Raw genomic sequence first — 16,053 nt, 5'->3', positions numbered from 1 at the left:
GGAGAGTTTTAATGTAGGTTAATTCTCTTGCCGATTTTTTGTACCTATTCAAACCTCACTCCACAGTTTTCTCAGCACATGAGCAACGAGTTTGGGTTGTCTGTCTCTTGTGAAAACACCCTTGTGGTTGAGAATGGGTCTTCTCACGTTCTGAGGAGTCTTGAAATCTGCAAAAGCCCACACGTGTGTTCCAATGATGTAGTCTTTCTTCAAAAGGAGTCTGATCGTCTTTTCGACGAGCTCTGCCTGGTACTCTTCGGAGAACATCTGAGGTGGGTCGTAGTGGATGCCGGCTATAGCATCTGCGCCGAACTCTGTGACAAAGATGGGTTTTCTGTGCCTTGCGTAGAGTTCTTCTATGTCTTTTTCCAGAGCCTGAAGCCCTTCTTCTATTCTTCCCTGATAGATGTACCAGCCGTAGTACCTGTTCACACAAACGATGTCGAAGTACTTCAGCGCCACGTCTCTTGTTCTCTCGTCTGGTGCGTCCATCATGCTCACCATGACAACGGGGCGTGTTCGATCCATTTCTTTTGCAGTCTCATAGAGGGCTTTGAAGAAACCCTCCGCGTCTGGATGATTGGATTCTGGTTCGTTTGCCACACTCCACATGATCACACTGGGATGGTTCTTGTCTCTGTCGATCATTCTTCTTATGTTGTCTTCTGCTATCTTTTGGGTCTCTGGGTTGTAGTGATACCTTGTGATACCAACGTGCGGAGCTTCGTCTATCACGAGGATTCCGAATCTGTCGGCAAGATCCAGCCACTCTTCACTGTAGGGATAGTGAGAGGTCCTGAAAGAATTTGCGTTGATCCACTTCAGAAGGTTGAAGTCTTTTATCATCAATGGATAGAAAGTGCCCTGCCCCAGAACGGGAAATTCTTCGTGCTTTCCAAAGCCCTTCAGAAAGACGGGTTTCCCGTTCAGGTAGAGCTTTTTCTCGTCCCAGCTGATCGTTCTGATTCCGATGTCCAGGGTGTACTCGTCTCTTTCAAGTCCCACCTTGAGAGGGTGAAGATATGGATCTTCGAGGCTCCAGAACCTGGCGTTTTCGAGGATGAACTCCTCTTCGACGAATCTGTCAGATGTTCTGATCTTTTTTTCTGCCTCTCCAAGTTTGATCGTCATCTCCTGTCCCGCCGCTTCTTCTGAAACTTCTACCTTCACTTTCACTTTTCCAAGTTTCTTCTCCGGTTCAGATTCACTCGTGTCCACCCAGATGTCGAGTATCCTTGAGTGGTCTGTGAACTCTATCAGAACAGGCCTTATGATTCCACCGTAGGGGAAGAAGTCGAAGTTTGCAGGTGGAAAACTTCCAAAAAATCCCACGGTGTGAGTGCCGCTGTCTGGAACCTTCGAGGGAAATCCTCCCACTTTCAATCTGTTCTCAACAACCACCCTGAGTTCGTTCTCTCCGGATTTCACTTTCCCCGTCACATCTACTTCGAAGGGAAGGTATTCAATGTGATTCTCTCCCACTTTCTCTCCGTTGAGGAAGACCTCGCAGTCCGTGTTCACCGCAGCAAAGTAAAGTCTGATGTGTTTTTGTGAAAGTTCCTTCGGAACGTAGAAGGTGGTTTTGTAGGTGAAGGGTCCTTCTTCGTAGCACAGATCCTGGTACTGCTCATTCCAGCTTCCAGGAACGGCGATGGGTCTGTCTTTTTTGTTTACTACCAGAACCCAGAAACCACACAAGTTCATAAAGTATCTCTTCAAATTGCCTTGTGATCTTAACATGCTATTTCCTCCCTCAGATTTCTACTACAATAAGAAAATCAGAATTGTGATTCAGGGCTTCCAAATTTATTTTGCCATTTTTCATGGTGATTTCTGGTATAAACACATCGCGAGTTTCCAGATTTATCCCTTAGATTTCCTTTGGATCAAGATCAAGCTCTAAAATAGCATCATAAGGAACTTGATCTCCTCCCAATCCCCAAAAGGGGATGGGATTCTTTGTGCGGTATGCTCAGCTTACGAGCCTTAACCGCACTGGGCTGGCCAAAGCCCCTACTCCTACCCTCTTCGGGCTCGGAGATACCTTCTTCAATATGTTGAACGCACCATTCGTGTCCGCGTTCATCACCGAACCACAGTGTTTGCAAACGTACAAACCTCGATGCAATCTGCTTGATCTGTCCACAGCACCGCATACAGAACACGTCTGTGAGGTGTACGCTTCGTCCACTTCAATAACTCTGATTCCTACTTGATCGGCTTTGTACTTCAGTTTGCTGAGAAACTTTCCATACGGCATCTGGTGGAGCTTCTTGTTGTTGATCGAGCCGATGTCTATCTCGGTGATACCGTGACTCAGTTTTCCAACAACGATTGTGCCGATTCTGTTCTCAAGACAGTAGTCGATGATTGCTTTCGATGCTTTGTGGACGAAATCGTTGAGGTAGTTTCTTCTGTAACGGTGCAGTCTGTGCAGTCTCTTCGATGTCTTTATGTTTTGTCTGTCCAGTATCGACTTCAGATGTGCGGTCCTTTTGTTGATGAGTCTGAGTTTGGAAAGAAGTACTCTTCCATCGATGATGAAGGACCCATCTTCACTCACGCATGTTGCAAAGTTCAACACTCCAAGGTCGATGGCAAGGTGTTTTCCTGGATCGACGGCAGGCTTCTCATCGAAAGTTTGTCTGTAGATGATGTGCAGTGTGTAGCTTATGTGTCCGAACCTGTGGTGCGGTACGAGTTCTACTTGTTTCACAGAATCGAGCGGTAGATCTTTTGGAAGAGCTACCCATATGTACTTGGACTCGATTCCGTGAGCTTCTTTGAGGTACTCTCGTGTTTGTTTTGAAAGAGACAGCCTCAGTTTACTATCGACTACTTTGATACCGTCACATTTCCATGTCACAGGAAAGTGTCCATCTTAAGGTCGATCACAAGCACCTTGTTCTCAAAGGCGGCCACCTTCTTGGATGCGATCTGCTAAAATTTTAGCACTTCTAAGCCAAATAGCCATTCATCATGATCCTCTAAAGGGGATGTGCTTTCTGGATTGTGTTTTGTAAATAAGATAGAAACGATTGTTCTTGGCCACTCGAACTTCAGGGTTTGTAGCGTAAAGAACATTCCGAACAGGCCCCAAACCAAAGAAATCGAATTTTTCTATAACCAATCGCGCAAAACAAATGTCATTTCCACCTTTCACCTTCAGAGCTTCTTTCCAAGTGAATGACGGGAGTTGAACTTATCAATAAACAATTTCCACACCTTTTTCCCTGAATATTTCATACTGATTTTCTGGAGGTTTTCTGTCGGTGATGAGATGATCGATTTTTTCTGCGGGTATCAGATGTGCCAGCGATCTTTTTCCTATTTTGCTGAAATCAGCGAGTACGAAGATCTCTTCCGCTCTTTCCACGAAAGTTCCTTTTATTCCCATTTCCATGGTGTTTATTTCGTAGGTTCCTTCTTCCGCAGTCACTCCTCTACAGGAGACAAAGGCTTTTTTCACAGAGAATTTTTTCCCACACTCTATCGTCAGAGAGCCTTCCACAGCCAGGTTCTCCGGATTCACCTTTCCTGTGAGCAGAACAACGCTTATATCGGAGTTCTTCGAGAGCTCCATTGCAGTGAGCAGGTTGTTTGTGATGACATGAACGGACTTTTGAGACGAGGCTAGGTGTTTGGCAAAGATATGCGCAGTGGTGCTTGCGTCCAGAAAGATAATGTCTCCATCTTCAACGAAGTTCAGTGCAAGTTGGGCAATTTTTTCCTTTGCTTCTCTGTTTATTGAGAGCCGTTTCATGAAGTCTGTTTCCTTTTCAAAATAATTCACCTTCCTTATGCCACCATGTACTTTTTTTACCAATTTCCTTTTCACCAGTTCTGCCACGTCTCTTCTCACGGTGATCATCGAAACGCCGAGTTGTTCCTGAAGATCCTTCATGCTGATGAAACCGTTTCTGTCAACGATATCGAGGATTTCTTTAAGTCTTTCTTCTTTCATAGTGATCACCTCTACTTCACTGTTTTTGGTTTAGAAACTTTCGAAGTTGTACCAACCAGATCCAATCTTTAAAACTATGAACTTATCTTTCATCTCGACAAATGAAATACCACATATTTTTCCCTCATTTTCACTCGGAAACACTTTTCTTCCAGATTCAAAAACTTCTTTTTTGCTCATTAATGGCACGTAAACTAATGCCTGTGTATTTGCAGGAATGGAGACCACCATCCTAAATTTCCCGTTTAATCTTTCCCAAGACACAAAAATTTCACCCTGAATAGCTATTAATCTTGCGCTTGCAAATTGAAGATCAGCGTTGATAGGAGGTTTTACTTGGAATTTTTTCCAGCCAGGCTCCAATATTCTTATACCAGCAACATATTTGTAAAACCAGGCATCGATGCTTCCGAACATAATATGATTATGGGAATTCATTCCACCATTACACAATTTTTCCCATCTTTCCCAGAGGGTAGTTGCTCCCTCTTTTATCATGTAACCCCAACCAGGATAAGTTTCTTGCGTCACTATCTTGTAGGCAAGATCAAATCGTCCGTTATCCGACAACACCTCTAGAAGATATCTGGTTCCTATAATTCCAGTGTCCAGGTGACCATCACTGCGCACTTCTACCAGTTCTTCTAATGATTTAAAAACTTCTAATTTATACTCTTCAGGGACAATATTTGAGTAAATAGGAAGAACACATAGTGTTTGATTCGTTGATTTTTTATTGCAACCACACCCAGAGTAAATATGTTTACCCTTTTCAAACTTTAAAAATTCACCATTAAATGCATTCTTGATGTTTTCGGATAATCTTTTGTACTTCTCAACATCGATCTTTTTGTTGAGGACTTTAGCAATTTTTGACAGCAAAAGTGCATCGTGATAGAAGTAGAAGGTTGAAGTAAGCTCCAAAGGAGTTCCCTTAGGATGTATAGACCCAGGAGGGCACCAATCTCCATATTTTCCGAGATTTCGTATTATGTAATTGTCAGAGTTATCTTTTAAGAACTCCACGTACTTTTTCATGGAATCATAATGCTCTTCAAGCACTCGCTTGTCGTTGTAGTAAAGGTACATGTACCAGGCAATGGTTATGTAGGCTGTTCCCCACGCTGGATCAGCAGGATAAAGTTTCCAATAAGGAGGCACAACATCCGGTATTGATCCATCTTCTCTTTGGGAAAGTCTGATATCCATCAAATATTTCGTGTAAAACGCCGCCATGTCAAAATTCAATATGGCTTCTTCCGCTGTCAGCTGAGCATCTCCCAGCCACCCCATTCTCTCATCTCTTTGCGGACAATCCGTGGGTATGCTCATCAAATTGCTCAACTGGCCCCAGATTATGTTTTTGTGGATCTGATTTACCAAATCATTTGAACATACGAAGTCTCCTATTTTTTCAACGGCAGTATGCACAAATCTTCCTTCCACACTCTCCAAAGTAGGCACTCCTGGATAACCCGTTATCTCAACGTACCTAAATCCATGATAGGTGAATCTTGGTTCGTAAATCTCTTCACCTGCCCCTTTCAAGATGTAAACATCCGTTGATTCAGCACTTCTGAGAGTAGATGTATTCAATGTACCATCGTTGTCTACTAGCTCTGCGTATCTTATCTTTATTTCTGTCCCTCTAGGGCCTCTGACTTTTAGCCTCACCCATCCTGTGAAGTTCTGCCCAAAATCGAAGACATAGACTCCCGGTTTTGGACTCCACATTTTCTTTGGTTTGAGTGTTTCTGTTATTTTTATAGGAGGCATCATCTGCGATTTGAGTTTCGGCCTGTTTGTTGCTTCTACCTCCTCCCAGCTGGAATCATCGAAACCGTACTCATCCCATCCCGGCATTTCAAGTCGAGCGTCATAGCGTTCTCCATAGTAAATGCCGTTCTCCATCAGTGGACCATGCGAAACTCTCCAGTTTTCGTCGGTTACCAGAAACTCCCTCGTTCCATCTTCGTATTCGATGAGAAATTGTGCTATTAACCTTGGTTTTCCATAACCATAGCTTTCTATGTGCCTTCCATTACCAACTATCACTCCAATAGCGTTCTTTTCGTTCAAATAATCGGTTATATCATAAGTTGAATAGAGTGCTATTTTTGAATAGTCTGTTTGTCCTGGATCTAAAACATTATCCCCAACTTTCCTTCCGTTTATTCTCAACTCGTATATCCCCAAACCACATATGTAGGCGCGTGCTCTCTTCACATTTTTTGTAATCTCAAATTCCTTTCTAAAATATGCCGCATAATACTGCTTGCACTTGTCTTGTCCGGAGGCTGGGTTTTCATTTGAGATAAATGAAATGAATTCCTTCTTTGTGATCCATTTTGCTTTCCAATCTTCTTCCTCCAAAGCTGCCGTTTCAAAGAAAGCAATATCACTTTCTGCTTCTTCGTTGTCTGTCCAGCATTTTACCCTCCAGTAATATCGTGTGAAACTTTCTAATTCCTTCCCACCATACTCAACGTTGATATTTTCTCCAGAGAGAACCTTCCCGCTGTCCCAGATATCTCCTATCCAGTTTAGAGCTTTCTCATAGGATGATGAAACTATTATTCTGTAAGCACGTTGAAATTGATCCCTCTGATCGGATATTAGAATCCAAGAAAAACGCGGCTTTTCAACATCAATATTAATGGGATTCCTCATGTACTCGCACCTCAGATTCTCTAAACGCAACATACCAGCACCTCCATGATGTTTTTGCTTTTAATTAATTTTGTTCTTAATCAATCAAGAGGGAGCCATACTGTCATATCATTAAATTCTCTATTCCCCCAAGCATAATATGGGATAAATTTGACGAAAGTCTTTTTTGGTTTTGACCGTCTTAATTCACGATAAAGTTTCCCTGTCCAGTCTCCTTCCTCATAGATATTTACTTCCCCTCCCAGAGCTACTAATTCTTCGTCCAGAACATAATCTCTAAATGGTTTTAGTTGTATATCTTTAGGAACATAAACTTCCATGATTTTTGTTCCTTTGGGTAAATCTGTTGCTTCTAAACAATAAACGATCGGGCCTCTCATGATTGCTACTTGATTTCTGCATTCTTCTACTAATGGATGAGCTTCAATAAGTTTTACTTCCAATGGTATGTCCATCTCTATAACATCTCCCTCTTCCCAGTTTTTTTCTAATGACAAATACGTACCTGGAACAATATCTTTCTTAATACCCTGTCTATTAACTGAGACATTGACATTTCGAGACCATCCGGGAATACGTAAATAAATTTTAAAATTCGGATTACCTTTAATTTCTTCCAACACTATCTTTATATAACCATTCCATGGATATTCAGAGTATTGAGCCAGAGCAATATGGGTATTAGTTGCGAGTTTTACTCTCAATTTGTTAGTCCCATAAAGATTCACCCAAATACCATCTTTTGAAGTGGTATAAGCATAAGTGACTGATTGTGCAATTGTTCGTACAACATTTGGTGGACAGCAGAAACAAGTTATATAGGGTTCGCGCTTTCGTGACCAGCGAAGTTTAAACGGAGGATTCACCTGTCGAAGAGTGTTTGTGTAGAAAAATTTGGTGCCGTCTAAGCTTATGGCTCCAAGAATGGCGTTATATAAGACTAGTTCAACAATATCAGCAAAGCGCGCTTCACCGAATATCTTCAGCATGCGCCATGTCCAAAGAAGGTTACCAACAGCCGCGCAACTTTCATTATGAGCTATAGCATTTGGAAGCTGGTACTCCAATCCATAAGCTTGATGCACGCGCTGTATCTCATTGTGATTTTCTCCTCCATAGGGTGATACCCCATCGTATAAAACTCCTGTAGCACCTGTTATAGACATTTTTGTGTACGCCATATTTTCCCAAGTTCTTAACAGCACCTCTAAATATCTTTTATCTCCTGTCTCTATATAGAGATCTGCGACTCCAGCGTAGAGATAATTCGCTCTTACGGCATGACCTATTACTCTTGTGTGTTCTAAAAGCGGTATCCGATCTTGATTGTCATCAGTTCCGTCTTTTACTAGATTTCTTATTTCTATCAGACGTTTTGCAAGTTCCAAATATTTCTTCTTACCGGTGACGCGATACAAGTCAATTACACCCATGTAATGTGATGGGCACACACTGTTTCTGGCTACTTTTTCAGGGTTACTTATACATGCATCATAGAGATATTCACAAACCCTTTCAGCAATTTTCAGAAAGTTTTCTTTGTGTGTTGCCAGAAAATGGGTACTAGCAGCCGTCATAAGATGACCGAAATTGTAAGTTACAAAGTGCTCTGGTGAAGGGAAATCGTCCATTTGTAGTCCCTTCCTTTGAGCTATTAAAACAGGGGTATGAATATATCCATCCATCCTTTGAGTCCTACCAATTACTTCTATGATTCTATCCATCAAATCATCTAACTCTCTATCTTTTGTAACTGCAAATGTATGAGCGACTGCTTCAAACCATTTATAGAAATCACCGTCATGGAAGGGAGGACCTTTATGTTCACCTTTCTCTATTCCTGCCGCTACAAGGAAATTTGTGAAAGCATGTGAAATATTTGGATCTCTCAAAAGATTCCACATGTTAGGTATCATTATCCTGTAACATTTCTCAAATTTTTTCCCCCAAAAACCACCAGTCCATTCAACTTTCCCAGGTGGAATATTATGTAACTTAGCATAGCGCTCAATCATACCAACTCCCTCCCTGGCCTAACATAGATAGTTTTCCCTGTATTGAAGTTGGTAGATACTAAATGTTCACCCTTCTTCAATCCTTCGTACTTTGAACACCAGCTCTTCCTTCTTGAAGGGTGGAATCACCACTCGCCTCACCGAGTATTCGTTTCCATCAACAAAGAGAACCACCTGTTCTTCCTTGCTCAGTGGAGTGTCGTTCAGAAGGGAAAATTTCACTCTCAGGGTGTCTCCTTCGCGTATCATGTCTTCTGAGGACATCTCAACATGGAGCGTTTCAGGGATCGCCGCAAGAACCCTCCAGGATGGAATCTCTTCGCTAATCCTCATTCTGAAAGAAAAGCGATACGGCTTTGGTAGAAGCCTGTATTCCAGATGAGGCATCGCACCCCAGCTGTCGTCTCCTCCAAGGCCCATCTGTCTGAAGTCCACGTTCACGGTGACGAAGTCCCTCTCCGGGAGTTCGCTTATGTGCTGAGCCCTCTCGAGATCCTCCATGGAAAAGGGCCAGACGCTGAAGTCTATCTGCGGCATGCCCGACACAAAGAGTTTTGTTTCACCATCGGAGAGTGCGAACCATCTCACGTCCGATCTGTTCCCCGTTTCCTGGGGCCTGACGTACCTGTGTATCATCTCACCGACAGCTTTTCTGTACATTGCGAAAAGACCACTTTCTTTTCTGTCCCAGTAAGTCTCGTGCGGTCCCCTTCCGTACCACTCCACGGTGCCGAACTCTTCAGGAACCGTGAACTGAAAGCCAATCCTTGGAATCTCCGGTACATCCTCAGCGGGAATCAGAGAAAGGTCCACAAGGACGTCTCCATTTCCGAAAACGGTGTATGTTGTGTACACCCAGCTGTTTCCCGGAAGCTGAAAAACACTATGGACAGAAACACGATTTTCTTCCTTTTTCCAGTGCATTTTGAAGAGTTTTCTCTCTTTCGATGCCCTCTTCCAGATGGCGAGCCTCTGTGGCATTCTGTTTCCGATGTCGTTGTCGGTTGGAACCCTCCAGAAATTGGGAACAACGGGACTTTTCAGGATCTTTTTTCTTCTGTGAAGGATCTGCTCCAGAAGGCCTGTGAGTTTTGAGAAGACGTACACCGTGTCTTTTGCTTCAACGGTGAGATGTTTCCCATCCTCCCTGAGTGACACTCCATCTGAAATGGATTTTTTCTCAAATGCCGGTGCTTTCAGAAGGAACTGCTCCCACGCCACAACGTGGCCTTTTTCTGCCCAGGGGGTATCCTCAGAAAGGGAGAAACTGATCTCGAGGAAATACTCAGAATCGTCCATTTCTGGGAGTGGTATCTTCAAGAGACGCTTTTCTCCAGGTTCAGCGAAGATCTTGAAGGTTTTTTCTTCGATGACTTCTCCGTCTTTTCTGATTTTCCAGGCGCCATCGAACATCTCAAGGTTCGTGAATAGATACCTGTTTTCCACCTCATAAGTGTCTTTCGATACCTGTCTTATTTTGACGTTCTGATAGACCTTCTTCACCTCGTAAAGTTCCGGCTCAGGTGTTCTATCGGGCAGTACCACACCGTTTATACAGAAGTTCTTGTTGTTCGGCTCGTCACCGAAGTCACCACCGTACGCCCAGAATTCTCTTCCGTTCTCGTCTTTCTTTCTTATTCCCTGATCCACCCAATCCCAGATGCAACCTCCATGAAGGTACGGATACTTTTCTATCACGTCCCAGTAGTCCTTCAGATTTCCCACACTGTTTCCCATCGCGTGGGCATACTCACACATGATGAAGGGCTTTTCTCTCTTCTTTGAAGCGTACTCAAGAAGAACGTCCATCTTCGGATACATGAGGGAAAAGACGTCCAAGTAAAAACGATCACCATTCAATCTTATTGCACATTCATAGTGTATTGGTCTAGTATTATCTCTCTCTTTTATCCAGAGAGCGGCTTTTTCGAAATTCACTCCATCTCCCGCTTCGTTCCCGAGAGACCAGAAGATGATACTGGGATGATTCTTGTCGCGCTCGACCATCCTCTGGATTCTGTCAATGAAAGCTTTTTCCCACTCTGGTTTGTTCGCAAGGGTAATCTCGGGTTTCCATCTGGTTCCGTCTGACATTATGTTTTCTTCAATGTTTGCCTCGTCTATCACGTAGAGTCCAAAGTAGTCACACAGATCGTACCACTTCGTCTGGTTCGGATAGTGCGATGTGCGAACCGTGTTTATGTTGTGCTGCTTCATGAGCTTTATGTCCTGAATCATTCTCTCCACTGTCACCGCATGACCCCTGTCGGGATCGAACTCGTGTCTGTTCACTCCCTTTATGTAGAGAGGTTTCCCGTTGAAAAGAAGCGTTCCGTCTTTTATCTCTATCTTCCTGAATCCGAAGTTGACCTTCTTTTCATCCTTTCCCAGTTTCAGTTTCAAAACATACAGGTGAGGTGTCTCCGCGGACCACTTCTTCGGATCTTTCACGTCAAAGGCAAAGGAAAGGACTCTGTCCTCCGGCTTTACTGTCTCTTTCACGAGTGTTTTTTCGTCTCCATCCGGTGTGATGAGTGTTACTTCAAGGTCTTTTTCTTCTTCCTCACCGAGATTTCTCATCTCTACGTCCAGAAAGATCTTTCCGTCTCTGTAATTTTCATCCAGATCCGTTCTCACGAACACGTCTCTGATGTGAAACTTCGGCAGCGAGTACAGATAAACGTCCCTGTATATCCCCGCAAACCACCACATGTCCTGCGATTCTAAATAGCTTCCATCGCTCCACTTCAGAACCTCAACGGTGATCAGATTCTTCCCTGGTCTTAGAACATCGGTGAGTCTGAATTCAGCGGGTGTGCAGCTGTCTTTGCTGAAACCGATCTTCTTCCCGTTCACCCACAAATAGAAGAAGGATCGAACACCTTCAAAATGCAGAAAGATCTCCTTTTTAAACCAATCCTCAGGTATCTCGATCCACCTTCTGTACACCCCGGTCGGATTGTCGTCTTTTGGAACAAAAGGAGGGTTCGGTTCAAATGGATAATAATAATTCGTGTAGATGGGCTTCCCATATCCTTTCATTTCCCAGTTGCTTGGAACTTCTATCTCATCCCAGTTCGAGTCGTCGAATTTCTCTGAAAAGAAATCCTCCGGCACCTCGAAGGGATTTTTCGCGAAGAGAAACCTCCAGTTCCCGTTCAAAGAGATGAATTCCTCAGGGTACTCCCATTCCCCGCTGAACGGGTCCAGATAGGGTATGAAAGAGGCGTGAGGCTTTTCTGTTCCTTCACTCACAAGCTGTGGATTTTCCCATTCATACCGCATACTCTAACCCCCTGTCGGCAGGCATGCCACCCTGTGTTCTAGTTTTATTCCTGTAAGAACATGCTCCTTTCATCAACGCTTCCATCTGTTGGATCCCCCTCAGCGTTCGTTTTCCTTCCATATCAACAGTCCATAGGGAGGAATCTTTTGATCTCCTAGAACTATCTGAACTTTCGTTGGTATTTCTAAATCTACCTCCTCAGAGGTGAAATTGAAAGAAAAAACATATTCACCTCTCCTTTGAATGCGTACTCCTTCTGGCAGCCTTTTCGTTTCAATTCCTGATTCTTTTGAAAGTGCTTCAAAGAAATCTACGAGAAAGTCTCCATTCGGCCAGAAAGCAAGGTAGAAGACGTTTTCCTTTCGAAAGATGGCTCCAAAGCCATCTTTGAATCTTGCGATCACTTCCGTGATGGTGGGGTCCACATCCTCTCTCCATATCGAGACAGGGTATTCCTTACCGTTCCAAACAAGTGTCTCAACATTATCTCCAAGGCTTTCAACCTGTCTCACTTCAACGGGTATGATCTCCTTGAGAAGACCTGGGGGCATTTCTGGTGGTATCTGGAATGTCTCTGTTTTGCTTCCGCTTCTTGGGCCAAGTACGAGAAGACCGTCGTATTTTTTGAACGTGTCCAGAACCTCTTCCTTCACGATGGCAAGACTTGGAACAACGACCATTTTGTATCCGTCCAGTGAAGATCCAGGGGGTACTATATCCACGTTCAGACCGAGTCTTCTGAGGGCACTGTAGAATCTGAAGACAAGATCGAGGTAGTTCACCCCCTCGCCGTGCGGTTGTATGGAAAAGACCCACGCCGTTTCATAATCGAAGACAAGTGCCACTTCGCTTTCCACGGGCTCATTGATATCGATGTTTTTAAGCTCCTCGAAAACCTGCCCTACCTCGTGGTTTCCAGGGGAAGGAACTGAATCCGGTGCCAGAAGTCCAGAGTGCATCTGCTCCTGCGCAAAAGGTGCCTGTCTCCATCTGAAGTAGGAGACCACCTCCGCACCGTGTGCGAACGCCTGCCACGTCCAGAGTCTCACTGCTCCTTTGGCGGGCCAGAGATTGTAAGGAGCCCAGTTCACGGGACCAGCTCCTTGTTCCATCACCCAGAATTTTCCTCTGCCCACTCCCCGGTACAGGTCGTGCGAGAATGAGATGATGTCCGGGTGTCCCACTCTGTCGAACGGATTTTTTGTCTCACCCTTCATTCTCAGAAAAACGAGCGTGTGTCCGAGCGGGTAATTGTCCCAGGATGCAAAATCCAGGTCTCTTGAAAGTTTGTAATGGTCAAAATCCACGAATCCTCCCATGAAATTGTGTGTGATGAATCTTCCCGGCGAATACTCCCTTATTATCTCCACCTGGAGCTTGTTGAATTCCACCACTTGGTCGGAAGCGAACCTGTAGTAATCGAGAAGATGCGACGGGTTCGGGTCGGCAGGGGTGAGATTCGGAAGCTCTATTTCGTCGAAAGATCGATACTCCTGACTCCAGAACACTGTTCTCCACGCTTTGTTCAATTTCTCTATGTCTTCCTCGTACTTCCTCTCAAGCCACTTCTGAAAGGCTTTTTTGCAGCTTGAGCAGTAACATCTCGTCGTGCTACCCCATCCGTACTCGTTGTCCGTCTGCCAGCCTGCGACTGCCGGGTGTTTTCCGTATCTTTTCGCTATTATGGTGACGATTCTTTTCACTTCCTCTCTATAAACAGGGCTGGAGAAGCAGTAATGTCTTCTGGAACCAAAATTTTTCACCCTGCCATCTTTATCAACGGGAAGGATCTCCGGGTGTTCATCGATGAGCCACTTCGGAGGTGTGGCGGTGGGAGTTCCCAGTACGATCTTGAGCCCCATCTTCTCTGCCAGCTCAAGTGTTTTGTCGAGCCAGTCCCAGTTGAACTTTCCACGCTCCGACTCTATCCTGCTCCAGGCGAACTCTCCAATCCTCACGTACTCTATCCCGAGCTCTTTCATCCTTCTGAAGTCTTCTTCCACTCTCTCTATTCCCCAGTGTTCAGGATAGTAACAGACTCCGAGCACTATTAATCCTCCTTATGTTCTAATATTTCCTTAACCTTCATTATTCCCGTTCTGGCACTATTATATACAGGTATTCTTAAGTTCATATCATTTAAGTAAGGCTCGACAATTGACATTGACAATTGAGCCAAACATATTACATCAACTTCTGGAGCTATTTTCTTTATTTCCTCCAAAATGAGTTTATTATGCTTTTCCGTATCCCCATTTTTTAAAGCCCGAAATGCTCCATTACAAACGGAGATTTTTACTTCTATCTCTTTTTGTTTTTCTTTGGCAACCTGCTTTAACAACCGAAGCGACGGCTGGATAGTAGTTTCTAACGTTGCAATAAGCCCCACTCTCTTTCTTGCATTCTCAACAGCTAACTCCATCATAGGCCGATCAATTTGCAGCAGTGGTATTTTGAATAAAGGCTGAGCAAATTCCACTGCTCTATTGAGTGTGGAACATGTTAAAACCACCACATCTGCTCCCGCTTTTTCCAGAAATCGAGCATATAGAATGAATTTAAGATAATTGTGAGAGGGAGGTTCTGAGGGGTAGGAACGTGAATTATCTCTTTCCATACTGTCGTCTCCAATATGAAGAATTTCTACATCAGGTATTATTTCGTTGACATATCTCTGAATGATGGGATAGACGATTACTGAAGTGTGAACAAAGCCTACAATCGCCATGTTATCACCTTCCTCTGATTTTGTTTTTAGTTGTTATCTTTATAACATTTGCATAGGGATGTGGTGTAGGATTTTCTATATAGATCCAAAGAAAGAGATCATCTTGCTTCCATGGAAGATTCCTGTCTCCATTTATCAGTTCAACATGATCTATTTCTGAGGGAAATACTTCTTTGCGTAATGAACGAATTTTAAGCCATCCAGATGGCAAATAGCCTAGAGTTATTACATATAATTCTTTATCTTTAGACGTAAAGCGTATAGTTACAGAATATCTGTCATCAACATAGGCGGTATCTTCGCCATAAATTTTGAATGGCCTAGTTTCATATATAGCTTCTCCGTACACGGAGAGCCATTCTCCCACCTCATAGAGCACTTCTTTGGCAGATTCATCAAAAGAACCATCTGCTTTTGGACCAACATTGAGGAGTAAATTTCCGTTTTTACTGACTACATCGCAGAGAAGATGTATGATCTCATAGGCAGTTTTGTATTTCACTCCCTGGATCCAGCACCAAGTCCTTTGAACCTCCAGATGATCATCTGTTTGCCAGACGAAAGGTTGTATATCCGTGAAGGATTCACATTCTATGTCTTTAACTCCTACACCCTCTGGGAAATCATTCATCTTATAGGTTATGATTTTATCGCTGTTTGAATTTGGACCGTTGTAAAAATGATCAACAACTTTGTATCGATATTTTTCGTCTATCAGGAAAGTTCTGCTGTCAAAGTAAATCAGATCTGGGTCATAAAGGTCAATCACCTCAATTACTTTCTCAGCCCAGATTCGATTGAAATCCTCGTCTGGAAACCGCCAGGGGAACATCCTCTTTGTTTCGAGAGGAAGTGCTTTGCCGTAAAATACCTCATTTCCAGGGTGGTACACATCTGCTTCAGGATCAGTAGACATGAACCAACCCCACAACCATTGATGATGGAAACTCACCAAGAAACGGATCCCTCTTTTTTTAAGAGCCTCTGCTAACTCACCTACCACATCTCTTTTCGGCCCATAGTTAACGGAATTAACAAGATTTACCTTACTATTCCACATTGAGAAATTATCCGAATGTTCAGCCACTGGTCCAGCGTATTTGGCGCCGGATTTAACAATGAGATCAGCCCATTCCTCAGGATTAAACTTTTCGCCTTCGAAGTATCCTTGCAGGTAAAAGTCTTTATAACCAAATCTTTTCAGTTCCCCGTATGTCTGTATATGATACAGATTTTGTGGATGTCCAACCTCATACATGTTCCTCGAATACCATTCGTTCTGATAAGCAGGTACACTGTAAGGACCCCAGTGGAAGAACAAACCAAATTTAGCATCTCTAAACCATTTAGGTGCAGGTCTTTTTAATGAATCCCAGTTAAGGTAAGGCAT

Annotated in this window: 8 protein-coding genes and 1 pseudogene; all 9 read right to left on the bottom strand. The window is 43.6% G+C overall.

What is annotated here, in order from left to right:
* Positions 1–48: 48 nt before the first annotated feature.
* The 9 genes and pseudogenes from T2812B_RS08910 to T2812B_RS08870 all read right to left on the bottom strand — a co-directional run bounded on the left by T2812B_RS08910 (position 49) and on the right by T2812B_RS08870 (position 16,053).
* Positions 49–1,740, bottom strand: coding sequence for a glycoside hydrolase family 2 protein (locus T2812B_RS08910; RefSeq protein WP_008193439.1), 1,692 nt, complete (start codon positions 1,738–1,740; stop codon positions 49–51).
* Positions 1,741–1,972: 232 nt separating this feature from the next.
* Positions 1,973–2,866: an RNA-guided endonuclease TnpB family protein gene (locus T2812B_RS08905; protein ID WP_008193440.1), complete on the bottom strand. Its 894-nt coding sequence runs from the start codon at positions 2,864–2,866 to the stop codon at positions 1,973–1,975.
* 339 nt (positions 2,867–3,205) lie between these two features.
* The gene (locus T2812B_RS08900) at positions 3,206–3,964 is read right to left on the bottom strand and encodes a DeoR/GlpR family DNA-binding transcription regulator (RefSeq protein ID WP_008193443.1); all 759 of its coding nucleotides are present in this window, start codon (positions 3,962–3,964) and stop codon (positions 3,206–3,208) included.
* A 30-nt stretch (positions 3,965–3,994) separates the two neighbouring features.
* Positions 3,995–6,667: an alpha-L-rhamnosidase gene (locus T2812B_RS08895; RefSeq protein WP_008193444.1), complete on the bottom strand. Its 2,673-nt coding sequence runs from the start codon at positions 6,665–6,667 to the stop codon at positions 3,995–3,997.
* Between the two features lie 47 nt (positions 6,668–6,714).
* Positions 6,715–8,649, bottom strand: a complete 1,935-nt coding sequence (locus T2812B_RS08890; RefSeq protein WP_008193446.1) for a glycoside hydrolase family 127 protein — start codon at positions 8,647–8,649, stop codon at positions 6,715–6,717.
* Positions 8,646–11,934 (bottom strand): annotated as a pseudogene (gene lacZ / locus T2812B_RS08885) (beta-galactosidase LacZ). Before lacZ ends, T2812B_RS08890 begins: the two are co-directional and overlap by 4 nt.
* A gap of 99 nt (positions 11,935–12,033) precedes the next feature.
* Positions 12,034–13,983, bottom strand: coding sequence for a beta-galactosidase (locus T2812B_RS08880; RefSeq protein ID WP_008193456.1), 1,950 nt, complete (start codon positions 13,981–13,983; stop codon positions 12,034–12,036).
* 2 nt (positions 13,984–13,985) lie between these two features.
* Positions 13,986–14,663, bottom strand: a complete 678-nt coding sequence (locus T2812B_RS08875; protein ID WP_008193460.1) for an aspartate/glutamate racemase family protein — start codon at positions 14,661–14,663, stop codon at positions 13,986–13,988.
* A gap of 4 nt (positions 14,664–14,667) precedes the next feature.
* A complete protein-coding gene (locus T2812B_RS08870; protein ID WP_008193464.1) occupies positions 14,668–16,053 on the bottom strand; it encodes an alpha-L-fucosidase in 1,386 nt (461 codons plus the stop codon).

The organism is Thermotoga sp. 2812B (assembly GCF_000789335.1).
GTDB classification, from domain to species: Bacteria; Thermotogota; Thermotogae; order Thermotogales; family Thermotogaceae; genus Thermotoga; species Thermotoga maritima.
This window is presented reverse-complemented; position numbering and strand designations above follow the sequence as displayed.

Bases quoted from the DNA above. Each gene is read 5' to 3' on its own strand.
- T2812B_RS08910 (WP_008193439.1), bottom strand. From the start codon at position 1,740: ATGTTAAGATCACAAGGCAATTTGAAGAGATACTTTATGAACTTGTGT.
- T2812B_RS08900 (WP_008193443.1), bottom strand. From the start codon at position 3,964: ATGAAAGAAGAAAGACTTAAAGAAATCCTCGATATCGTTGACAGAAAC.
- T2812B_RS08895 (WP_008193444.1), bottom strand. From the start codon at position 6,667: ATGTTGCGTTTAGAGAATCTGAGGTGCGAGTACATGAGGAATCCCATT.
- T2812B_RS08890 (WP_008193446.1), bottom strand. From the start codon at position 8,649: ATGATTGAGCGCTATGCTAAGTTACATAATATTCCACCTGGGAAAGTT.
- T2812B_RS08875 (WP_008193460.1), bottom strand. From the start codon at position 14,663: ATGGCGATTGTAGGCTTTGTTCACACTTCAGTAATCGTCTATCCCATC.
- T2812B_RS08870 (WP_008193464.1), bottom strand. From the start codon at position 16,053: ATGCCTTACCTTAACTGGGATTCATTAAAAAGACCTGCACCTAAATGG.